Annotated in this window: 26 protein-coding genes; 7 read left to right on the forward strand and 19 right to left on the reverse strand. The window is 42.2% G+C overall.

Annotated features, from left to right (window positions below):
- Nucleotides 1–20 precede the first annotated feature (20 nt).
- The 4 genes from spoVAD to AM506_RS01840 form a co-directional block, all read right to left on the reverse strand.
- The gene (gene spoVAD, locus AM506_RS01825) at nt 21–1037 is read right to left on the reverse strand and encodes a stage V sporulation protein AD (RefSeq protein ID WP_060670210.1); all 1017 of its coding nucleotides are present in this window, start codon (nt 1035–1037) and stop codon (nt 21–23) included.
- Nucleotides 1037–1507: a stage V sporulation protein AC gene (gene spoVAC / locus AM506_RS01830; RefSeq protein ID WP_060670211.1), complete on the reverse strand. Its 471-nt coding sequence runs from the start codon at nt 1505–1507 to the stop codon at nt 1037–1039. Before spoVAC ends, spoVAD begins: the two co-directional genes overlap by 1 nt.
- Before the next feature lie 12 nt (nt 1508–1519).
- Nucleotides 1520–1987 (reverse strand): sporulation protein, encoded by a 468-nt coding sequence (locus tag AM506_RS01835; protein WP_060670213.1) that lies wholly within the window; start codon nt 1985–1987, stop codon nt 1520–1522.
- Between the two features lie 265 nt (nt 1988–2252).
- Nucleotides 2253–2609: a DUF1360 domain-containing protein gene (locus tag AM506_RS01840; protein ID WP_060670215.1), complete on the reverse strand. Its 357-nt coding sequence runs from the start codon at nt 2607–2609 to the stop codon at nt 2253–2255.
- Between the two features lie 134 nt (nt 2610–2743).
- Here AM506_RS01840 and AM506_RS01845 point away from each other — a divergent pair, with 134 nt between their 5' ends.
- Nucleotides 2744–3229, forward strand: a complete 486-nt coding sequence (locus AM506_RS01845; protein WP_060670217.1) for a CotY/CotZ family spore coat protein — start codon at nt 2744–2746, stop codon at nt 3227–3229.
- A gap of 52 nt (nt 3230–3281) precedes the next feature.
- Here the strand turns inward: AM506_RS01845 and AM506_RS01850 are convergent, their stop codons facing one another.
- The 5 genes from AM506_RS01850 to mgtE form a co-directional block, all read right to left on the reverse strand.
- Entirely contained in the window at nt 3282–3812 is a 531-nt protein-coding gene (locus tag AM506_RS01850) for a CotO family spore coat protein (protein ID WP_060670219.1), read from the reverse strand.
- A gap of 122 nt (nt 3813–3934) precedes the next feature.
- Nucleotides 3935–4711 carry an enoyl-ACP reductase FabI gene (gene fabI, locus AM506_RS01855; RefSeq protein WP_060670221.1) on the reverse strand — a complete coding sequence of 259 codons (777 nt, stop codon included), beginning with the start codon at nt 4709–4711 and terminating at the stop codon, nt 3935–3937.
- Nucleotides 4712–4791: 80 nt separating this feature from the next.
- Nucleotides 4792–5277 (reverse strand): DinB family protein, encoded by a 486-nt coding sequence (locus tag AM506_RS01860; protein WP_060670223.1) that lies wholly within the window; start codon nt 5275–5277, stop codon nt 4792–4794.
- Between the two features lie 115 nt (nt 5278–5392).
- Nucleotides 5393–7255, reverse strand: coding sequence for a monovalent cation:proton antiporter family protein (locus AM506_RS01865; protein ID WP_060670225.1), 1863 nt, complete (start codon nt 7253–7255; stop codon nt 5393–5395).
- Nucleotides 7256–7276: 21 nt separating this feature from the next.
- Nucleotides 7277–8620 carry a magnesium transporter gene (mgtE, locus tag AM506_RS01870; protein ID WP_060670686.1) on the reverse strand — a complete coding sequence of 448 codons (1344 nt, stop codon included), beginning with the start codon at nt 8618–8620 and terminating at the stop codon, nt 7277–7279.
- Nucleotides 8621–8898: 278 nt separating this feature from the next.
- Between mgtE and prpE the strand changes: the two genes are divergently transcribed.
- Entirely contained in the window at nt 8899–9636 is a 738-nt protein-coding gene (gene prpE, locus AM506_RS01875) for a bis(5'-nucleosyl)-tetraphosphatase PrpE (RefSeq protein WP_060670227.1), read from the forward strand.
- A gap of 38 nt (nt 9637–9674) precedes the next feature.
- On the opposite strand, the gene AM506_RS01880 is transcribed toward prpE, so the two are convergent.
- From AM506_RS01880 to AM506_RS01895, 4 genes are read right to left on the reverse strand one after another with little or no spacing between them, the layout of a single operon-like run.
- Nucleotides 9675–10586 (reverse strand): RluA family pseudouridine synthase, encoded by a 912-nt coding sequence (locus AM506_RS01880; RefSeq protein ID WP_235576019.1) that lies wholly within the window; start codon nt 10584–10586, stop codon nt 9675–9677.
- Nucleotides 10587–10600: 14 nt separating this feature from the next.
- Entirely contained in the window at nt 10601–11398 is a 798-nt protein-coding gene (locus AM506_RS01885) for an NAD kinase (protein ID WP_060670229.1), read from the reverse strand.
- A gap of 17 nt (nt 11399–11415) precedes the next feature.
- Nucleotides 11416–12066, reverse strand: a complete 651-nt coding sequence (locus AM506_RS01890) for a GTP pyrophosphokinase (protein ID WP_060670231.1) — start codon at nt 12064–12066, stop codon at nt 11416–11418.
- A 19-nt stretch (nt 12067–12085) separates the two neighbouring features.
- A complete protein-coding gene (locus AM506_RS01895; RefSeq protein ID WP_060670233.1) occupies nt 12086–12460 on the reverse strand; it encodes a hypothetical protein in 375 nt (124 codons plus the stop codon).
- A gap of 128 nt (nt 12461–12588) precedes the next feature.
- Between AM506_RS01895 and AM506_RS01900 the strand changes: the two genes are divergently transcribed.
- From AM506_RS01900 to AM506_RS01920, 5 genes are all read left to right on the forward strand, one after another.
- On the forward strand, nt 12589–13176 hold the full coding sequence (locus AM506_RS01900; RefSeq protein ID WP_060670235.1) for a CYTH domain-containing protein: 588 nt from the start codon (nt 12589–12591) through the stop codon (nt 13174–13176).
- 47 nt (nt 13177–13223) lie between these two features.
- Nucleotides 13224–13865: a lytic transglycosylase domain-containing protein gene (locus tag AM506_RS01905; RefSeq protein ID WP_060670237.1), complete on the forward strand. Its 642-nt coding sequence runs from the start codon at nt 13224–13226 to the stop codon at nt 13863–13865.
- Nucleotides 13866–14117: 252 nt separating this feature from the next.
- Nucleotides 14118–14519 (forward strand): globin domain-containing protein, encoded by a 402-nt coding sequence (locus tag AM506_RS01910; protein ID WP_060670239.1) that lies wholly within the window; start codon nt 14118–14120, stop codon nt 14517–14519.
- Nucleotides 14512–15378: a ClpXP adapter SpxH family protein gene (locus tag AM506_RS01915; RefSeq protein ID WP_060670241.1), complete on the forward strand. Its 867-nt coding sequence runs from the start codon at nt 14512–14514 to the stop codon at nt 15376–15378. The genes AM506_RS01910 and AM506_RS01915 overlap by 8 nt, the downstream gene beginning before the upstream one ends.
- A 280-nt stretch (nt 15379–15658) precedes the next feature.
- Nucleotides 15659–15847 carry a hypothetical protein gene (locus AM506_RS01920; RefSeq protein WP_060670243.1) on the forward strand — a complete coding sequence of 63 codons (189 nt, stop codon included), beginning with the start codon at nt 15659–15661 and terminating at the stop codon, nt 15845–15847.
- A gap of 86 nt (nt 15848–15933) precedes the next feature.
- Here the strand turns inward: AM506_RS01920 and pepF are convergent, their stop codons facing one another.
- The 6 genes from pepF to AM506_RS01950 form a co-directional block, all read right to left on the reverse strand.
- Nucleotides 15934–17757, reverse strand: a complete 1824-nt coding sequence (gene pepF / locus AM506_RS01925; protein WP_060670245.1) for an oligoendopeptidase F — start codon at nt 17755–17757, stop codon at nt 15934–15936.
- 88 nt (nt 17758–17845) lie between these two features.
- Nucleotides 17846–19027, reverse strand: a complete 1182-nt coding sequence (locus tag AM506_RS01930) for a competence protein CoiA (RefSeq protein ID WP_060670247.1) — start codon at nt 19025–19027, stop codon at nt 17846–17848.
- A gap of 90 nt (nt 19028–19117) precedes the next feature.
- A complete protein-coding gene (gene cls, locus AM506_RS01935; protein WP_060670249.1) occupies nt 19118–20623 on the reverse strand; it encodes a cardiolipin synthase in 1506 nt (501 codons plus the stop codon).
- A gap of 104 nt (nt 20624–20727) precedes the next feature.
- Nucleotides 20728–21399 (reverse strand): adaptor protein MecA, encoded by a 672-nt coding sequence (gene mecA / locus AM506_RS01940; protein ID WP_060670250.1) that lies wholly within the window; start codon nt 21397–21399, stop codon nt 20728–20730.
- 334 nt (nt 21400–21733) lie between these two features.
- On the reverse strand, nt 21734–22129 hold the full coding sequence (gene spxA / locus AM506_RS01945; protein ID WP_032089161.1) for a transcriptional regulator SpxA: 396 nt from the start codon (nt 22127–22129) through the stop codon (nt 21734–21736).
- 296 nt (nt 22130–22425) lie between these two features.
- A complete protein-coding gene (locus AM506_RS01950; RefSeq protein ID WP_060670258.1) occupies nt 22426–22998 on the reverse strand; it encodes a GNAT family N-acetyltransferase in 573 nt (190 codons plus the stop codon).
- Nucleotides 22999–23241: the final 243 nt, after the last annotated feature.

Genomic DNA, 23241 nt, shown 5'->3' on the forward strand with positions numbered 1-23241 from the left:
TTGGTTTCCTCCTTTCAGAACTACATAAATTCAATCGACACCGCATGAGCGATACAAGGAATCGACTCGCCTTGTTGAAATGTCAGGGGTGATAACAACGCTCCGGTCGCTATGACTAAAATGCGTTTATACGTTCCTTTTTTCATTTCATTCAATAAATGACCGTAAAGGACGGTGGCTGAACATCCCGGCCCACTCGCTCCTGATTGAACCGGCTGGTTTTTACCGTAAATCAGCATGCCGCAATCTTGAAATAGCCCATCAGGGATTGTGAAGCCTTTTTGTTTCAACATTTCAACGGCAGTCTGTCTTCCAATTGAGGCAAGATCCCCTGTAATAATCAAATCATAGTATGAGGGGTCTCTTCCCAGGTCCTGAAAATGACCAACAATCGTATCTACAGCCGCCGGGGCCATGGCTCCACCCATATTAAATGGGTCCTTCAACCCCATATCCACCACCTTCCCGATCGTTGCCGATGTCACTCTCGGAGTAGGCATGGTGACGGATGTCCCTTCTCCGATCACAGCATAGCCGGCACCCGTGACCGTCCATTGGGCAGTAGGGGGTTTCTGCCCACCGTATTCAGTAGGGTAGCGGAATTGTTTCTCGGTGGCCGAGTTGTGACTGGATGCTCCTGTTACTACATGACGGGCTCCATGGTAATTCACTAAAAAGGCCGAAAGTGCGAGACCCTCCATTGATGTCGAGCACGCCCCGAACAAGCCGAAATAAGGAATTCCATTGGTTCTTGCCGCAAAGCTTGAAGGCGTGATTTGATTGATCAGGTCACCGGTCAGAAAAAATTGGATATCGCTTTTTTGCAGAGATTGTTTTTCGAGTGCGATCTGAACGGCGTCCTCAATGAGGGTGCGGTTGGCTTTCTCGTAGGTCTCCTGCCCCATCCATACATCATCGTAAAATTGATCAAAGTCTGCTGTGAGGTTTCCTTTTTTCTCAAAAGGCCCACCAACGACACCGGTTGAAAGGATGGCTGGATTGGCAGAAAAAACCCACGATCGTGTACCTTGCAGCATCAGATCACCCCCAACTGGATTAAGATGGTCTTGATTAAAGCCACGACAAAGGCAGAGAACACCCCGAAGACAATGACAGAGCCTGCCAGTTTAAAAATATTTCCTCCAACACCGAGGACGAGGCCTTCTGTTCTATGCTCAATGGCGGCAGAAATCACGGCGTTCCCGAAGCCTGTCACAGGGACGGCACTTCCTGCCCCCCCAAATTGGCCAATGTGGTCATATACCCCGAAGCCGGTCAGGAGCATGGCGAAAAAGACCATCGTTGCAACTGTAGGGTTCCCTGCAGTCTGCTCAGTGAAGTTGAAATAATAAATGTACATATACGTTACCGCCTGTCCGATTAAACAGATGAAGCCTCCCACAAAGAATGCTTTTATGACATTTTTCAGTAGGGGCCGTTTCGTTTCATATTGCTTTTCTAACTGCTCGTACTTTTTTTGTTCGGGTGTTTTTGGCGTTTTGCCCACGAAACATTCCTCCTACGTTTTCTCTTTTTGCAGCTTCACGATTTCCCGGAATCTGTCTTCAGCATCCTTTTTTGAGATTGATCCATTTCTCAGCCTCTCTTTTAAGCGGATGGTTTCGAGAAAGATTTTATAGTCACTGGACAATATAAAATCCTCCTTAGGATATTTATCTTCCAAATAGCGATCCATTTTCTTTTCAATCTTTTTCATTTTGAATCTGTGCAGATGCTTCACCTTGTACACAACGAGCGTTTCTTTCTTTCCCTGGATGACAGCGACATCGTAAAGCTCGTTCATTTTGGAAATTTCCCTCTTGATGGCATGACCGTAACTGTCTGTCTCTGGATTGTCCACTAATTCAATGGGAGGCGGATTGGTTTTCTTCATAAGTGCAATCTTACTATCGCTTCCATCTTCCTTATTCGCACATCCAATCAAAACGCATAATGAAAGTGGAATAATGATTCCTTTTTTATTCATGACAGATCCCTCTTTTGTTTGTACTCACTCTTATTTTTTTCATAAAGTCGTTTTTTATGAAAAAAAAAAACGACTGCCCATTGAGCAGCCTTAGCTTTTTTTCACTTTTGATCCGCAACCGCACCCTTTTTTCTTTGTGGATGAGTTACCTTGTTTATGTGTATTTGTAGAGGTTTTCTTCACTTTTCATTTCCTCCTTTATCCTGTTTCACTTTTTAGTATATGTGAAGAAACCTGAGCTTGTTTCCACTAATTACCTAAGGTTTTAGTCAGTTTTCCAACTTTGTACGGCAGCTTCCAACATGGCGGCGATCCCTGCAACGGCTAAAAGCGTGATGAATGGGCCGAAGTACAATGGTAAAAAGAAATAACCTCCATATAGAAAACCGGATACCCATATTCCCGTACACCAATAACAGGACAACAACTCCCCGATAAACCCTTTCAAGCCACCTTTTTTTGGGGAGAGGTAAATGGCCTCTTCCCCATCTTCTTCCACTTCAACATACTCATCGAAAAATGGAGCTCTTAAGAACTCTGCGATTTTATCGAAGACAATGAGATGGGTCATCCTGAATATGGCTAAGCCAAGTGCGATCAGTTCAATAAACGTAAGTTGCAATGGAAAGACTCCCTTCAATTCACAAATTATACAAGCCCAAATTTCCAAAAGAGGGCAGATGTCCGTTACCTAATTGCCTACATGACAATATGTTAGTAATGTAAATGAAATTCATTTTAAGGAGGAACTTCTATATGGGTTGCGGAAGAGATAAAGACAATAGTTCAAAAAATCGTGGTTGCGTATGTCAAGCCGTCCGTGCTATTAAAGATATCCAAGACGAAGCAAATCAAGAGTGTAACGATTGTAAACACGATTGTTTTCTAGAGCCGCTGGGTGCAATGGTAAGTCCAGCTGACCGTTTAAACACTCGTATCTTCAAGTTATATCTTAAAAACGGTGAGACGTTTAAAGCACACATCAAAGGATGCCCTTGGAAATCACCATTTTTCCGGGTGAAAGAAGTATTCGATAACTGCTGTGCGACTCTTCAAGTATTAAAGCCTGACTATGCTGATGGTTCTGGTTCTGGTTCAAGATCAGGATCCGGCTCTGGTATGGAGACTATGGGCCATAACACTGAGTGGGTTTTGACTGGAGAATGTATCACGGTCGATCTGGATTGCTTCTGTGCGATTCAATGTATCAAAGACGTATTCGTTGAATTAGAATGTGAATAATCCGTTATTCATCTGAAAGAAGCCAGCCGGTTATCCCGCCTGGCTCCTTTTTTTATTGCAATCCGATCATTTTGATGGATTGCAACTCACTCTTCCTCATTTGCACTTCTTCGCCATGAAAGCTTTTGACAGTGATGTCGTCCCCCGTATCCTCCACAATGACTCCTTTTACTGCAACCTGACCATTTGAAAACTCACATGGAAAAGGTACTTTTCCTGAAATACTGGCAGAAATGTAGTCTAATTTCCCTTCTATGGACAATTCACGGAATGGCTTTAGTTTTCTGAATGCAGAAGCGGCCGTTTTTCGCTCTGTGATCTGAGGTTTCGACTGGATATTTGGTTCTTCCAGGTGATCCCCCTGGTCCAAAAATAACTGCTCATCAACATATTTATCTTCTTTCATCACTTCGCTTAATGGGGGTTCCGATTCTGTTTTCATTTTACTTTTAATACTCTCTGCCTGGGGCTTGGATTTCTTGACTGAGCGGTAAGTAACTTGCATATTGCCCTTCACTTCTTCTAATTTCGGCTGGTTTATATACAGCAAGGGTTCTCTCCCCGCTTTTTTTTCTTTTCTCACTAAGACACCTCCTAATTGATCTCCACTTTTATATGTATGCAGAAAGCGCCCAGGGGTTTCATTTTTATTGAATATAAAAAAACGGCTAAGGGAATCTTATCCCACAGCCGTTTTTTCTATTATTATCCCAGTACGTGATAGCCTGAATCTACATGAAGGTTCTCTCCTGTAATTCCTCTTGAGTAATCACTGAAAAGGAATACTGCCGTATCCCCGACCTCTTCCGGTGTTGTATTACGGCGAAGCGGGGCACGCTCTTCGATTTCTTTCAGGATGCTATTGAAGTCCCCGACGCCTTTGGCTGACAGGGTACGAATCGGACCTGCAGAAATGGCATTCACACGGATACCGTGTTTTCCAAGATCGCTCGCAAGATATTTCACACTCGCTTCAAGAGAAGCTTTTGCCACTCCCATGACATTATAGTTCTGCATGACTCGCTCTCCGCCGAGGTAGGTCATGCTCACGATGCTTCCACCTTCAGTCATAAGGTCCTTAGCCACTTTAGCCACTGCAGTCAGTGAATATGAGCTGATATTGTGAGCAAGCAGGAAACCGTCTCTTGTCGTATTCATATAATCTCCGGCAAGCTCTTCTTTATTGGCAAAAGCAATACAGTGAGCCAGTCCATGAATAGTCCCCACTTCTTCTTTGATAGTGGCAAAACATTTTTCGATGTCTTCATCCCTTGTCACATCACACGGAAGTACGAGTGAATCTTCTCCGCCTTCCAGTGTTCCGGCTAAATCCCTGACACCTTTTTCAAAACGCTCCCCTGCATATGTAAAAATCAAACGTGCACCTGATTGATGCAGCGAACGGGCTATACCCCACGCGATACTGCGCTTATTCGCCACTCCCATTACAACATATGTTTTACCTTTTAATGAAAGAGTCATTATTATCCTCCTATTTAATACATGTTATTAGTACCTGCTACTAATTCTACCGCACTATACAATAAAAGAAAAGAAAATTTCTATCTTATTCTCTTTTTCACATCCTCCATTTGCACGAGATGCCTCTGTTCATGTTTTCCGAGAAGCTCGAGTACCTGCCATATCGGCATTTCTCCAAATCGGTGATGGTGCATGGATTGATGATTCAAGCCTTCTTTCGTGTATTTCTCCAGAAAGCGCGTGGTGAGAGAACGTGACTCATCCAATGATTTCATCAGGTCCTCCTTGGTTTGTGGATCAGTAGGAGGCTCGATGGGTGCTATCATTTTCTGGGACGGATCATCAAATACAGATAAATCAACATCCGAATCGCTTTTACCCCCTCCTCTTTCTGCAGAATCGATGGCCAAAGTCAAAAAGCGCGTTTCCGCACCGGCAAGATGAAGGACGATTTGTGCAATGCTCCATTCCTCTTGAGAAGGTTTTTCATTCAGTTCTTCATAAGACAAACCCTTTATATTTTCCTTTACCTTTTCCCGAATCTCCACAATCTTGGTTTCCCACATATTCGTTTCCTCCTTCTTAACTTATATTATCTATCTATTAGGGATTAAATCGTAATACTCCTTTTTAAAATAAAAATTTCCCAAGAAAAATGTTTCTTGGGAAGAAGGTGTCATGTCAGCAGTATTCACAGAATTCGAGTTCTCGTTTGAGTTCATCCACGTATTCTTTAGAGCCGGTGACAATCAGTCGGTCATTCATGTGAAGTTCTGTATCTCCATGGGGTACGATGGAATCTTTCCCTCTGAAGATACGGACGAAGATGACATCTCCCGCGAATGGGAATTTCCGGAGTGTCATTCCTTCAAACTGACTGTTCAACATGCGGATTTCGTAAAGCGATGTTTCCTGATTGGTCAAGATGCTCATGACGGATGGTGATTCGATGAGCGCCCTTAATAAAGCTTTCGTTGATAAGAATACAGAATATACTTCAATATCCTGTTCACGAAGACTTTCATGCAGATCAGGACTCTCCACCCTTACGATCACACGTCCTATTCCATACTCTTTTGCCGTCACGGCAAGTGTTGCATTCACCTCTTCATCTCCAGTTGAGATCACGAGGATATCCGATTCAAAGATGTCCTTCTCGAGGAGTGTACTGAGATCATAATCATCGATTTCATGGATATCGAACAGTGAATCAGCGATGCTCCGATCCGATTTATCCTGTTTCGTATGATACAGGACGGGTTCGTACAAGGAGGATTGAAGCTCCCTGGAAACGGGCATGGTCAGCTGATTGGCACCAAGGAACGTAATCTTAAGCTTCCTCTCTTTTGCACTTTCCCGCGGGAAAAGCTTCTTAAAGATGATAGGTGTGATGATACATGTAATCACGGCCACCAGAATGAGCGTTCCACTCATTTGAGGGGTGATAATTTCGATTCTTTCTGCGATCTTTGCAGCAGCTATCACCAACGACAAAGTGGACGTAAGGAGAAATGCCGAAGCGATCGTCGTTTTCGTATCATACCAGTACCTCAATAAATACACCGGGATGATCTTCGAAATGAGGAAGGCAAGAACCAGTAATGGAATGAGTAAAAGCATTTTCTTATCACTCAGTAGTGACCCAAGATCCAGCTCCACACCAATCATGACGAAAAAGATCGGGATTAAAAAGCCATATCCAAATGAATCAAGCTTATGAACCATCTCCTGATTCGGTGCAAGTAAAGATACAAGCACACCGGCAAGGAAAGCCCCCAAAATGTTCTCAGCACCAACCGTCTCTGACACGGCCACCAGTAACATGATCAAGGTAAAGACCGCACGTGTACCGATCTGAACGGTCCCGGTCGATAGACTTTTGATAAAAAGGTTATTCTTCAGCCTCTTTGCGAGGAAATATAATAACAGACCTACCCCAAAGAGGATCAGAAGAAGCCACATATTCCCATGTCCTTCTCCATAAAGAGAAACGAACACAGCAAGTAAGATCATGGTCACCAGGTCCGCGATGACCGCTACCAAGAGAATGATCTGTCCGATGGCACTTTTCGTGATATGTGCCTCTTTCAATGTTGGTACCACAACACCAAGGGAGATCGTGGAAATGATCAATGTCATCAAGAATGCATTGTCAATAAGTCCGAACAGGACAAACAGATAAGACAAGCCCAGTGACACAAAGAAAATACCGATGAAAATGATAATGGCCAATTTCAAGCGGTTTGGTTCTTCTTTACCACTCGGCAGTACCTCTTTTTTCTTTTTCCCGCCTGAAAAAGCCGTGAAATCTATTTCAAGACCGCTCAAGAACATGAGGAAAATAAACCCCAGGGTAGAAAGTGTCTCAAGCCACATGTCCTGCTGGACGAGATTAAACCCGCTTTTTCCTATAACCAATCCCATTATAATCTCCGCGATGACGACCGGGATGAAATTCAACTTGAATTTATGCAGCAGAATGGGAGTTAAAAAAGCTACCATGATCACGATCACAAGGGATGCAACAGATGCATGTTGTTCCATTCATACTTCCCCCTCTTCTCTCTATATTAGGTAATTCATAAACATCGTCGCTAATCCAAGATAAATTAAAGTACTGATAATATCATTTATCGTCGTGATAAAAGGACCTGAAGCGACGGCCGGATCTACTTTTAGCTTGTGCATCATAAGGGGCACTAATGTACCTGCGAGGGTAGCAACAAATAGTGAAATTAAGACGGAAACGCCAACAAGGATCCCTAAGAAGAATTCGCCTTTCCACACGTACACGATGATGCTGACCACTATCCCGCAAGTCGTGCCGGTGATCAGCCCTGTTCCCGCTTCACGAAAGACAAGGGACATCTTGTTTTCCTTTTCCAGGTCCCCTGTTGCAATCCCCCTTACGGCAACGGCGAGTGCCTGAGTTCCAGTATTTCCTGCCATTCCGGCAATCAGTGGGATAAACACGGCAAGGATGGCCACTTTATCCAATGTATCTTCAAACCTGCCGATGAGGCTTGCGGTGAACATTCCGAGGAATAGTAAGGCGATGAGCCATGGGAGGCGCTTCTTGGCCGCATTTATAGGGCTTCTGTCTATGGAATCCAAATCGGCGATACCGGCAAGTTTAGAGTAGTCATCGGATGCCTCTTCTTCCATGACGTCCATGATGTCATCTACCGTGATGATTCCAAGTAGATGATGTTGAAAATCAACGACGGGCAGGGCAAGGAAATCGTAATCCTTCATCTGCCGTGCGACAGCTTCCTGATCTTCGCTGACACCGACAGACATGACCCGGCCACTCATGATTTCACCGATCATCACATCATCATGGCTGATGATCAAATCTCTAAGGGATATTACCCCTACAAGCTTTTTATCATCATCCACCACATAGATATAGTAAATCGTTTCCGCATTCGGTGCTTCATTTTTCAAAATATACATGGCAGACCTGACCGTCTGATTCTTTGAAATGGCCACGAACTCGGTGGTCATGATACTACCAGCTGTGTATTCTTCATAATGGAGCAATTCTTTAATCTCTTTAGCCGATTCATCATTCATGATCGTCAAATAACTGACAACCTGATCTTTATCCAGCTCATTCAAGACATCCACGGCGTCATCGGCATACATGTTGGAAAGCATCTCGGCTGCGTATGTAGGATTCATCTCCGCTAAGATATCCTGATAATCTTCTTCATCTATATCCAGACTTTCAAAAAGCTCCGCCATTTCTTCCGGTGAAAGATAATGATACAGCCGGCTTCGTAAGGCTTCATCTATTTTAGAGAAAAACTTTGCTTGATCATAAGAGTGTAATTGAACAAATTCTGAACGAAATAAATCCAGATCTTCTTCCTGAAGGGCTCTGATGAGAAGGTCTTCATCATACATTTCCTTTTCCTGCTTATCTCTGTCATTCTCCTGTTCTTGAGTTACCTCAGACATCCAATACACCCTCCTTCATAACTTGATTGAATATAGTCGTAATAATACTAGCAAATCTCAAGACAATTGTCTCTTATGAAATCATAACCATCCATGTATTCCTTTGCTTTAATATGTCATACTAATGCCTGACGAATAATAAATGGAGGAATTGCTGAATCATTAATATGTCATAAATTACGTGAAAAGAAAAGAAAAAAGGCAGTTAAGGGAGTGGGATTTGTATGAAAATTGATATTATCGGTGATGTTCATGGCTGCTTTAACGAATTCAGAGAGTTGACGAGGAAGCTTGGGTATGAATGGGGCGGCGGCCTTCCTGTTCACCCAGATGGAAGGAAACTTGGGTTGGTGGGTGACCTGACGGATCGGGGACATCACTCCCTGGAGACGATTTCAACCGTATACAACCTCTATGAGAACGATACTGTTTATTATGTCCCCGGGAACCATTGCAACAAGCTTTATCGTTATTTCTTAGGAAACAACGTAAAAATCCTTCACGGTCTGGAAACTACCGTGGCGGAACTGAGTGCCCTCCCGCTAAAGGAAAGAAATCGCTATCGGGATATGTTTATTGAATTATATGAGCAATCCCCTCTATACCACGTATTGGATAAAGGTAGGCTAATCATTGCCCATGCAGGCATAAAAGAAGAACTAATCGGAAAACAATCGAACCGTGTTAAAACCTTTGTCCTTTACGGGGATATAACTGGAGAAAAGAACGATGACGGCACTCCTGTCAGAAAAGACTGGGCACGTGACTATCAAGGGGAAGCATGGATCGTATACGGCCACACCCCGGTAAAAGAAGCGCGCCTCTTAAATAAAACGGTCAACATCGATACGGGGGCCGTGTTTGGCGGTATGCTATCTGCATTTAGATACCCTGAAAAAGAAGTAGTGAGTGTAGCATCAAGCATGCCTTTCGTGGCGGAGAAGTTCCGGGAAGTTGAATGAGTTTTCTTGCGGGAGATAGCATGAAAAAGAGATCCCGCTCAGTCTAACTGAGCGGAATCTCTTTGCCTATCAAGCAGCATCCTCATATCATCGGGCAAAGGGCATTCCAAGTCCATCCATTCTTTCATGATGGGATGGAAAAAGTGCAGTCTTTTACAATGAAGGGCCTGTCTGCCGATCAGCCCTACACTTCCTCCGTATAAATCATCTCCTGCAAGAGGATGGCCTATGAAGGAAAGATGAACACGGATCTGATGGGTTCTGCCTGTTCCGAGCTTCAACGCAAGGTGTACAAATTCAGGAAACTGATCTTCCACCCTGTAATGAGTCAGGGCATATTGTCCATCTGACCGTACTTCCCTTTCAATGATACTGTCAGATTTCCTTCCAATCGGCTCCTCTATCGAACCGTATCCATTCATCAACCCTTCAGCGAAGGCTTCATATGTCCGATTGATTTCCCTCCCCTTCTGCTGAAGGCTGAACAGGTGATGGACGTGGCGGTGTTTTGCCACCAGGACGAGGCCTGATGTGTCTTTATCCAATCGGGTGACGATGTGTACCGTTGAAGCGAGGTCCATTTGATTGAAGTATCCTAATATCGCATTCGCAAGACTTCCCGTCGGCTCTTCTTTCGTGGGGATCGTTTTCATCCCCCATGGTTTGTCCACAACGAGCACATCATCATCTTCATATACGATTGAGAGAGGAATCCTGTCCGCCACCAGTGTTTCACTCGCTTTTTCTTCAGGAAATCTCACCTCAAGGATATCTCCTCCAGTAAGTGGATGCCGGACATTTTCTTCTTTTCCATTGATGGTGATCCTTCCTCCGTCAAACTTGACTGCCGTCAATGTACGCTTTGACAATTGCTGATCGATCAGGAACTCTCTCATCAGCTTCCCTTCATAGCTTGACGGGATGCACCACTTTAGCGTATATCCCTTCACCTTACCATTCCCCGTTATTCATCCGCTACAAATGAATCATGCACCCGTTTCCAGAACGGGAAAGGACGGAAGCGTGCAAAGCGGATCTTCTCATCTGCGACACGATATTGAATGCTTTTCACGTCTTTATGAAGGAGGGAAAGATGATCGATTGTCACCAGGAAATCCGGTCCATTCACAGGCTTCAGCATGCATGTATGATGTGCAGGTAAAATGAGCGGCGATCCGATGGTTCGGAATACCCGATTATTGATGGAAGCCATTTCAGCGAATTGGATGGCGGGTAAAGACGGGTGAATGATCGCCCCTCCCAATGCCTTATTATAAGCCGTACTGCCTGAAGGAGTGGACAGGCATAGTCCATCCCCCCTGAACCGTTCAAAATGCTGCCCCCGGATTTCCACATCCATCACCAGGGTCCCTTCGACGCTTTTGACCGTTGATTCATTCAATGCTAGATAACGGGTTTCTTTCCCACCGTGCTGATAGCGGATAATCGTTTCCAGTAGTGGGTACTCAATAATCTGATATGGTGTCTTGGCGATGGCAATGACAAGTTTCTCAATTTCTTCAGGCACCCAGTCAGCATAAAAGCCGAGGTGACCCGTATGTACACCCACAAAAGCCGTCTTATCAAGTCTTGATCTATATCGGTGAAAAGCATATAGAAGTGTGCCGTCCCCACCGACTGAAATGACGATATCGGGTTGATCGTCATCATAGATCAGGTTGAAATCCTGGAGATATGTTCTCATTTTATGCATCAGTGTATTAGACTTTGAATCACCTTTTGATGTAATTGCGAACTTCATTCATTTACCCCCTCAAGTCACTGTTGTTTACGTTCAGAGCCACGCTGGTCTTTTTCCTTTTTGTTTGTGAAAATGACCTGGGCTTCCTGGATTTCTTCACGGATCAAACTCATCTCTTCATCCAGTCTGAATGCCGCTTCGGCAGCACTTTGCAGACGGTGACGGATCTGTTCAGGAATTTGTCCACTGTACTTATAATTCAACGAATGTTCGATCGTAGCCCAGAAATTCATTGAAAGTGTACGGATTTGAATTTCTACCAGGATGTTCTTTTCACCGTGAATCGTTTGTACCGGATAGTCGATGACGACATGATAAGAACGGTATCCGCTTTGTTTCTTATGGGTCACATAGTCTCTTTCTTCAATAATCGTAAAATCTTTGCGCCCGCGGAGTTTTTCCACCACCACATGGATATCCTCTACAAACTGACACATCATTCTTAGTCCTGCGATGTCCTGCAATTCAGTTCCAATGTTGGACAGCTTGATTCCTTTTTGATTGGCTTTATCAAGGATACTCGCGATCGGTTTCACTCTGCCAGTCACGAATTCAATGGGGGAATGAGTGTTATGAAGTTCATATTCTCCCCTCATCCCCTTAAGCTTAATCTTTAATTCATCAACCGCCTGCTTGTAGGGAGCCAAAAATTGTTCCCAGTGATTCATTCCCCTCACCTCTAAACGCCTACTTTTCAAGAAATACGTTCTCTACCTTTATAACCATTTCGTCACCGTAGTTCCCGTTTCCTTCTATATTATCTATGAGATAGTCAAGCTCTTCCGTGAATTGATCTAATTCCAGTGAATACTTTTCACTTTCCGCCACGACTGCCGCTTTTTCTTTAAGAGCTTTTTTTAATTCCGGCCAGATTGATTCTTCCAAATATAAGTATACATATTCCTCTTCATTTTCAGCTAAGTAAACGAAAGCATAGCGATCGGAGTCTGCAATGATCTGACCGGCAGCAGTCGTACCTTCTAAGAGTTCCGACTGGTCCGTATGTAAATATAATGTTCCGTTTTCATATGTTGTGTGGTTAAATTGAACAATTTTCCTCATGCTTTTCTTCATCCTTCCATTAAACAATCAGTATCATTTTAACATAAGAAAACCATTTCATCTAAATATTGAAGTTCCCTTTTATTAAAGAGATAATAGAGGAAGTATGCAAGGAAAGGATGCTTGTAATGGCACAGGAAATAGAAATTGAATTTAAGAATCTAGTAACAAAAGACGAATTCACTATATTGACTTCACATTTTCATATAAATGAGGAAGATTTCATTTCTCAGGATAATCATTATTTCGATACACCGGATTATCAATTAAAGGAAAAGCAGTCTGCCCTCCGGATCCGGGAGAAAGACGGGAGGTATACGTTAACGTTAAAGACCCCGTTAAAAGAAGATCTCCTGGAGACGAATCAATCCTTATCTAAAAATCAATCAGATTCCCTTTTACAGGATGGGCTGTTCCCAGAAGGAGAAGTGAGAGATGTGCTGATCTCCCTTTCCATTCCTTATGAATCCCTGCAACACTTCGGGACACTCACAACCAGCAGGGCGGAAATCCCTTATAGGAATGGCCTGCTTGTTTTCGACCAGAGCTCTTACCTGAAAAGAGAAGATTATGAGCTCGAATATGAAGTGAAAGAACGTACATCAGGTGAAGCGATATTCTTGGAATTACTCAAGCAGCATAAGATTCCACTTCGTCAGACAGATAATAAAATCAAACGTTTTTACTTGGAGAAATTAAAACAGGACCGATCATGACCGATATAGAATAGGAATAAGTGTTATATCGAAGGGGAGTCAAACATATGAATGTTCAACAGTTGAAAACGATGATGGAGCTTCAAGCCTTGAACAGTCTGGGTTCAATATCTTCTATCCAGGATACAGCCGGTCAATCCAATGATTTGTTTCAACAATTATTAACTCAAGCCCTGCAACCAAGGCAACAAAATATAGATTTGAATCAAACACTTGGAGCCGTGAATGGGGCCCTTCTATCCCAATCTTACCTACCGGCTCCTATGAACACCCACCCCCTTGCGTCTTTAAACAATTCGAACAGGGATGCACCGCAGGAAATCAATGAAATCATCAGCCGTGCAGCAGATCACTACAATATGCCAAAAAAATTGATTCAAGCCGTCATTAAACAGGAGTCCAATTTCAACCCGGATGCCGTCAGTCCTGCAGGCGCCACAGGATTGATGCAGCTCATGCCGAGCACCGCACGCGGGCTTGGGGTAAACAACATATTCGATCCTGAACAGAATGTATTTGCAGGCACCAAATACTTAAAACAAATGCTCGATAAGTACAATGGGGACATCCACCTTGCACTGGCAGCCTACAATGCAGGTCCCGGAAACGTTGATAAATACAACGGTATCCCACCGTTCAAAGAAACCACTTCCTATGTAAAAAAAGTGACGGATCGCTATTTTGCCTAACGATCCCGCCATCAATCAATCAATCAGGCCGCTCGTTTTGAGGCCTGATTTTTTTGATTACAGAATAGTCCAATCTACCCTCGTTGATTCTTCAGCCGTAATTCCCACTATTTCATGGAATTTGGGGATAGAGTGACAAAAGCAGGCTACACTAATTTAGGAATAATCAGTTGGTGTAAGGCGATTTGTTTGAGATATGAAGGAATGCTTGCTAGAATGAACATACAATCTAAGGAAAAAGGAGTCATTCTTATGGTCGAGAAACCACAATTGCCTTATAATCTTATCGGCGAAAAGAAACTCTCCATGCTCGTTGAAGCCTTTTATAATAGAGTATCAAATCATCCTGAGTTAGCACCGATCTTTCCGGATGATTTAACCGAGACAGCTCGTAAACAGAAACAATTCCTAACTCAATATTTAGGTGGACCGGCTCTTTATACAGAAGAACACGGACACCCCATGCTGCGTGCAAGGCATCTCCCCTTTCCCATCACAGAGTCACGGGCAAAGGCTTGGTTAAGCTGTATGCACGACGCAATGGATGAGGTCAACCTAGAGGGTCCTGTAAGGGATGACTTTTTTCACAGACTCGTATTAACCGCCCATCATATGGTGAATACTGAAACACCTAAGGGTTCTTCCATTGACTAGAACAAATAGCTGGCATCACCTTAAAGGGTGTGGGCGTGAAAAGAAACCTCTGGAAATATATATGTTTATTGACCCTCTTTGCCCGGAATGCTGGGCCCTTGAACCTATCTTAAAGAAGTTGCACATTGAGTATGGACAATACTTCCGTATTCGCTATATTTTAAGCGGACAGCTCGCCTCCTTAAACCTTGCGACGAAACGGAAGAAGGAAGATTTGGCACAGCAATGGGATAAAACAGCGAGTCGCTCCGGCATGTCCTGTGATGGGAGCCTATGGATCGAGAATCCTATTGATTCACCCTATCTTGCTTCATTCGCCATTAAAGCGGCAGAGCTTCAAGGAAAACACTCAGGGATCCGCTTTTTACGTTTTTTACAAGAGCGATTATTCCTGCAGAAACAAGACATCTCGAATATCGAGGTACTGAAGGAATGCGCACAGGCAGCCAAGCTTGATCTCACAGAATTCATGAACGATATTAACTCTTCTTCCGCATCCAAAGCTTTTCAATGCGATGTCAAGATCACATCTGAGATGGAAGTGGAGGAAATTCCGACGCTTGTCTTCTTCAATGAAAACATTGAAGATGAGGGACTAAAGATTACAGGATTGTATTCCTATGAGGTTTATGTACACATCATTGAAGAAATGCTTGCAACAAAGCCAGAAAAGCAGCCATTGCCTCCACTGGATGTGTTCATGAAGTATTATCGGGTGGTCGCCTCGAAAGAAATAGCTGTTGTGTACGATCTATCGGTAGAAGAAGTCGAGAAACAAATGAAGAAATGGACACTTCAGCAAAAAGTAAAAAAGCTCCCTGCAAAGCACGGAACCTTTTGGAAATATATCAGTCAATAATTATTTTAATATAGTTAAACTGCCTTATAAACAAGAAAAGCCGATGTTGTTTCCAACATCGGTTTTTCAATACGAACAAAGGGGATGGGAGAAATTTTTCACGGTCAAACAAAGGGGTATATGTTTGCTTGTGATCAACTTCACAGTGATAATATATCATGTATCCACTTGTATTGGCAAGTTGTTTGTATGGTATTTCACAATATTGTCAAAATCGATACATGTTCTCCATTTCCTCTTCATATACATGGTTATAAGACAACTTACGGAGGGAATGGCTATGCTCGCAAAAATGAAATATGGAATCCTCCTTCTATTGATTGTAATCAGCTTCTTCATAAATATCCTCGGGCTTATGCACCTGATCCCAGTTTATATCACATCACCCATACTCTTCCTCTCCCTCCTCCTCTTCTTCCACTCACTCGGTAACCGTAACCGCTTCAGGGGCTTCAAATCGATGAAATGAGGGACGGACCTTTAAGATCAAATAAAACACACCCCTCCTGATGATAACGCTTCAGGAGGGGTGTTAAGTTTAGTCATCACGCTTATTTATTGCAACTTTTCAAGCAGTTCTTCCATTTCATTCAGCTTTTCTTCAAAGACCTTACAAGCATCTTCCACCGGTTTGGACGTTGTCACATCCACTCCTGCTTTCTTCAATACTTCAATCGGATAATCGGAGCTTCCCGCTTTAAGGAAGTCGATGTAGCGTTCCACTGCAGGCTCCCCTTCTTCCAGGATCTGTTGACTAAGGGCCGTTGCTGCAGAGAAACCTGTTGCATATTGGTATACATAATAATTGTAATAGAAGTGTGGGATACGTGCCCACTCCAAACCAATCTCTTCATCAATCGAAATTTCTTCACCAAAATATTTCTTATTCAGCTCATAATACTGCTTGGTTAAGAACTCTGAAGTCAAGGCTTCTCCTTCCTGGGCTTTCTTATGGATAAGATGCTCGAACTCAGCAAACATCGTCTGACGGAAAACGGTCCCTCTAAAGCCTTCAAGATAATGATTCAATAAGTACAACCTCTTCTTCTCATCATCGATCGTATTCAACAAGTAATCATTCAACAATGCTTCATTGCAAGTGGAAGCGACTTCTGCCACAAAGATGGAATAATGACCATACGTGTATGGTTGAGCACTACGCGTATAGTAACTATGGACACTGTGACCGAATTCATGGGCCAGAGTGAATAGATTGTTAACATTATCCTGCCAATTCATCAGAATATAAGGATTGGTACCATATGCCCCAGATGAGTAGGCACCGCTTCTCTTTCCTTTATTTTCGACGACGTCCACCCAGCGATTCTCAAAGCCTTCTTTCAGCACATTGGCATACTCCTCACCAAGTGGCTTTAATCCGTCGAGGATCATGTTCTGTGCTTCGTCATAGCTTATGTCCATTTTGACTTCCTTCACGAGGGGGGTATACAAATCATACATATGAACCTCATCCAGACCCAGTACTTTCTTGCGAAGCTTCACATAACGCTGAAGCAGATGGAGGTTTTTATTCACCGTATCCACAAGGTTATCATACACTTCTTCAGGAATATTATTAGTAGATAACGCCGCATGTCTCGCTGAATCGTAATGTCTGACGTTGGCAACGAAATTATCTTTCTTTACAGCCCCGCTTAAAGTAGAAGCGAATGTGTTTTCAAATTTCCCATACGTCTCATACACCTTTTTAAAGGCTTCTTCCCTGACACGACGATCACTGCTTTCCAGGAATCGGATAAAACGACCGTGTGTAATATCCACTTCTTCCCCATCTTCATCTTTGATGCTCGGAAACTCAAGGTCGGCGTTATTCAGCATACCGAATGTATTACTTGCAGCACTGAACACTTCAGATGCCTGGGCCAAGAGCGCTTCTTCTTCAGCGGAAAGAACATGGGGACGCTGAAGGTTGATTTCCTCTACAGCATGCTTATACTTCTTCAGTTCTTCTTTCTCGTCAAGAAAGCCATTAAGCTTCTTTTCGTCAATCGATAGAACTTCCGGCACCAAATAAGCAAACTTACTTCCCAGTTGAGTATAAAGACTTTTGGCACGGTCATCGAGACCCTGATAATAGGAATTGGTCGTGTCCTGGTCATAGCGCATATGAGAATATGTATAAACCTTCCCCATACGTTCCATTATTTCATCCTGGAAGGCAAATGCTTTATAAAGCTGATCCGCACTATCACCCAGTGTTCCTTTAAATTCTTCTGCTTTCTTTGTCATACCTTTGATTTCTTTATATTCTTTCTCCCACGCATCATCACTTTCGAAAATATCTTCCAATCTCCACGTTAGCGTTTCGTCTACCTCTTTTCTTCCAGGCAGACTTTTAGTAGCTGTATCTTTTGACATATACATCCTCCATTCTGAAATCTACAGAAAATTCCTTATAGTTACATTCTCTCTCATCTACCAATTTCCTGCAACAATACATTCTTTCTTACTGCTTTTTTAATATATGCTTCCATTTAGGAAAAAAATCATGCTGATGCTTTTCAAAGGCTGAAAAATGATCCGGGCAGCTCCATGGTTCAATAAGTTGAAATGTATCATTCACTTTTCTGAGAACATGCACTTCTTCTAGTAATCTTAAATATCCATCAGCAATTCTTTTTATCACTTCATCGCTTTTTTGGAGAGGGAAGGAACGAAGCTCGATATGTCCTTTAATGAGTCTTCTATATAACGCTTTTGACACACTTTCCACTGAAAAGAGGCGGTCTTTTTTCAAACAGTCTTTCCACAGATAATATTGCCACTCTACTTCGTGATTTCTGATATGAATGCCATGGGGAATGACAGGTAAGCCGATAAAGAGGGGCAAATACAAAAACGTATCCCCTTCCCCGTACACTTCCCTTAAAAATACATCTGTTCTTGTCTTATTAAAATGAATTTTATTGTATACCCACTTGGTTCTAAAATTGGTCCATGTGGATAAAGAGTATGGATGAAGTACGGGAGCATCCGGAATGGAAATAGGAAGTGTGAACTTAGAAACGGGGATGATGATGGGCGCTGCACTCATAAATGCCGTACCTGAAACGGGAAAGAGATGGGTATATAGTTGAAAGATTCCCCTATCCGGGAGAAACTGAAGGAGAAAATAATCCAAGGGGGGTGAATATCTGATAAATGCTTGTTGGAAGGTCGTTAAATTCAGGAGCTTCTTGGACTTCAGGGACTGAGTCAGGATCCAAAAGGGCGTGATCCCCTGGCGATGATAACCATATGTTCGTCCCACTATTTCAGAAATCGGTATGGTTGAACACTGAATCTCGATGGCAATGTCCGCCGTATCCGTTTTCACATAAATATCTGCGACTTGTTTAAGCTCTTTAATATAATGTTCAAGACTCACATTCTCATATAGGGAACTTAACCTATCATATAAAAGCTGCTTACTTAAGAGATGTTGTGGAGTCTCTCCCCTCACCTTTTCGCAATCAGCGTCGGACATATGGGCAAAATGGGGTATGTTTCGGCTACCGATTTTCATGGTCAATCGAGAAGAACAGTGGGGACAGACAAAGGAGACATCTTTTCTTCTCAGTCCTCTCAATTCCTCCCTGGAATAATGGATTGTAGTAAATACTTGCTGGTTTAATAATGCTGTTAACATGTAACACCTCCTTCTGTTATCATTCGACATAAATAGTGAAAATCCTGCATAAACAAAGCCCTCAAGCAAAATACACTTGAAGGCTTCACTCTATAACAAGGGCGACATCAATCGGGAAGTGGATTCCAAGATCCTGTATCCCAGATGTCTCTTCTGAAATTCTTCCAGCTGTAATTCTTCCGATTCCTCCAGGTCATGTAAATATTCTTTCACAATCGAGGAAGTACTCTCCGTTTTATACAGAAATGCATTCACTTCAAAGTTCAAGTGAAAACTCCTCATATCCATATTCGATGTTCCGATTGAAGCCATTTCTTCATCTACAATTACGATTTTACTATGCATGAACCCTTTTTGATACTCAAATATCCTCGCCCCTGCTTCCAGAAGATCTGGGAAATAGGAGCGGGAGGCATGGAATACAATCCTTTTATCCGGTTTATGTGGAACCAGGAGTCTCACATCCACGCCACTTAAAGCAGCAATCTTCAGGGCTGATAAAATGTCTTCATCCGGAACGAAATATGGAGAAGCCACCCACACACTCTTTTTCGCTGAAGTGATCATCGAGAAGAATATATTCTTCAATACGCTCAATTCATTGTCAGGTCCCCCCGCGATCATCTGCACTCCGCCGTCGTTCGCATTTTCAAGGGGATCAGGACTTAAATATCCAGGTGTCAGGAAGTCATCATTCGTCATATAATACCAATCCTGCAGGAAGATCAACTGCAAAGTCCGAACCGCTTCTCCCCTTACAAATAGGTGAGTGTCCCTCCAGAAACCGAAGTGAGGATTCTTACCTAAATATTCATCCCCGATATTAAGTCCTCCCACAAATCCAATACTTCCATCGATGACAATGATTTTGCGGTGATTCCGAAAGTTGAATTTGTTATTCAGCACAGGAAGCTTGACAGGACCGAACGCCACCACCTCTACGCCTGCATCCTTAAGATCATTTATGTAATCCTTCGATAATTGCCAAGCACCGACAGCATCGTAAAGGAAGCGTATTTTGACTCCATTATTTGCCCGCTCAATAAGAATGTCCTTAATCTGATTTCCAATTTCATCATGACGTACAATATAATATTCCATATGAATATGATGCTTTGCCGTCTTTAACCACTTTAAAATTTCACCAAATGTTTCGTTTCCGTTGGTCAGCAGTTTCGTTTCACTTGAAAAAGATATGGCGCTGTTCCCGATTCTTTGCGCAAGCTGAAAATGCTTCTCTTGAAATAAACCAAACATATCTGCGTTTATGTCTTTAGGACCAGGTTCAAATTTATTATAGGTTTCCTGATCCAATATGTACTTCTTCTTATACATTTTCTCTTTTCTGTAATTCCGGCCAAATAATAAATAAAAAATGAAGCCCAAAAACGGGAATGCCCCTAATACTACAAGCCATGTCAAAGTTTGGGCCGGATGACGATTTTCAAAGAAAATAAGAAAGCCAATGACAATGACCGAGAATGTAAAGACGATACTAAAATACTTCACCATGCCCGAAAGATATTGATCAAAATAAAAAATATAACTTAATACAAGGACAGCAATAAATAAGAGTACTCTTACTGTATTCTTCATATGTATAACACCTTCCACCGGCTTAATGTATCAAAAATTAAACACCCTTCTACAGAGAGTGGATATAAAAAATACCGATTTCTATATGAAACCGGTATTGATCCTTACGAAAAGTGTTCACTTAATGTATCAAATACATGGTCATGGATGACCACTTTGCCATACTCTTCAAGACGATGAACAGTCATTCGTGATTCATCAGCATATTCAAGCAGCATACTTAACGTATTGTCGATATCTTCTTCAGAAAAGTGTTCTTCAGAAAATTTAACATAAATAAAATATCTATCTTCGAATGCAAGCAGCTTTGTTTCTAAATGCTCCATAGGCATGTCTTTCAATCGATGGGATAGAGAAATCGCATCTTCGAAATCATTGAATTTCAACGTGAAGTCCAATACTACTTCAGCTTCCCCGTCCTGATCCTGTTTAATCTGGAAATGCTGATCCAGTAGTTCCTCTATACGCTCATCTACAGGAAGTTCCTTGAGCTTATCCTCTGGAATGGGAAGCTCAAATCGCTGGCCATCCTTCGAGACCTGGGCTCTTGTCACAAGTACTTCTAGCCCTTTATCCAAAGCCTGAACTTGAATCCAAAGCGGTCCTTCTATTCCGAAATCTTCTTCCTGATGAACCTCATCCATCATTTCCCAGAAGAGTTCTTCACTCCGTTCGCGATTATACCAGATTTCCTCACGGTCAAATCCGCGATCTTCTATATCCCCATATGAAATATAGAACTTGACTGTATTTTCGTTAATGCGCTCGATTTCCAATTAACACCTCTCCCTTCTTGCATGATGTTAGTGAAGGGACTACACCCTCTGAGCTCTTTCGCTCCATTGCTGGTGAAGATAGAAGATACATTTAGGTTAGTTTGTACCTTGTACTTCTATTTTATGATAAAACCTCAGAAAATGGAATTAAACTAACACCCATTTTTCTCACAAATCCCTATAGGTGTTTTTGACATTTTAGCGAATATTTGCAGAAAATTCAAGTGATAAAACTTATTCTAATATAAAAGGGGATGACCCGAAAGGAGACGCAACGTTCCTTAAAGGGTCAGCCCCTTTTACTTATATATTCCCATACTTAGAAAAGGATACTTTAGTTTACCATTCTTTGAGCTTCTAGAAGTTGGAATGTCCGAACCTTCCTTGGAAGGAAACGTCTGATCTCATCTTCATTGTAGCCAACCTGAAGACGCTTTTCATCAAGGATGATCGGTCGTCTTAAAAGTCCGGGATTTTTTTGAATCAATTCGAACAGCTCTTGAAGTGGTAAAGTTTCCAGGTCCACATTAAGCTTCTGGAATGTTTTAGAACGGGTTGAAATGATTTCATCTGTTCCATCCTCAGTCATACGAAGGATTTCCTTGATTTCATCGATGCTTAATGGCTCAGAAAATACGTTACGTTCGGTATATGGAATCTCATGCTCTTCTAACCAAGCTTTTGCCTTACGACAAGATGTACAACTAGGTGAAGTGAATAATGTAACCACGAATCATTCACACTCCCTTAAGGATTTTTTATAATATAGAGTTGTTTATTTAAACGGCGTTAATTAAAATTAGTTTAAATAAGAAATCTCTATTATGTATTATACATGAATTACTGGCCCATGAACATAGTTTTAACTAATTTGTCAAATTTCCTATACAGAGGTTTAACATAGCTAAATATTCTGTTTCTATTATGGGTTTACCCGGTACGACCTGATCCTAAACATAATATTGAACATTTCATTTTTTCATTTAGAAAACCTTATTGCGAATAGACAATAAGGTTTTCTTTGGCTTAGAGATCTTTTAATACATCTCCATCCCGTTCTTCATCTTTCTTTAGAACTTCTTCAACGGGTTGATAAGATGCACCATAAAATTTCTGGTCATTGTAGGTATGAATGAGCTCGTAAGTTTTTTTCATGGATTCGAAAATAAGGTCTTCAGATTCATGTTGGGGAGCCCAGTATAGGATTTCCATTTGGTTAATCTCGTTTGTGGCGAGTGACCGGCGGGCATATCCGATGCTGACGGCGTGTTCGAAGCCTTCACGCTTGTAGAATTTCAATCGTTTCTCTGTGTCAGTGTCATCGTAGTCCACGGGCTCGACTTCCAAAATGATCGCTTTCTTCTTTTCTTTTAACTGATCGAGTAATTTATGGCCAAGTCCTTGTCCACGTGCATCCTTTGAGACAAATAGATAATCGATAAAGATAAAGTCTTCAAGTTCAGCGTACATGAGTACATGGTGAGGACCTTCATCTTTGTGATAGATATCACTTCTCTCTTTTAAAAGTGATTCAAGATGTTCTTTTGATTTCATTTCCTCTACAGGGAAATATTGATTTAATTTTTCATACCAGTGCATGGATCTACTCCTTCGATTGAATTTTTAAGTGACATTGACTAACGTGATACCATTATCATTCTCAGAAAAAAATTGGTTTATGTTAGATGTTAGTCTTATCCGTGGGATAATCGTACGGAATCACAGGCTGTACGCCCATGAAGAGGGTAATGTGGTTGAAAGCGGTTAATCTTACCAGTACTTTAATGATAACAATATTTGAACTCTTTTTCAAATGGGAAGCGATGCTTCATTTCTGGATTC

This window comes from Rossellomorea vietnamensis (assembly GCF_001305855.1).
GTDB classification, from domain to species: Bacteria; Bacillota; Bacilli; order Bacillales; family Bacillaceae_B; genus Rossellomorea; species Rossellomorea vietnamensis_A.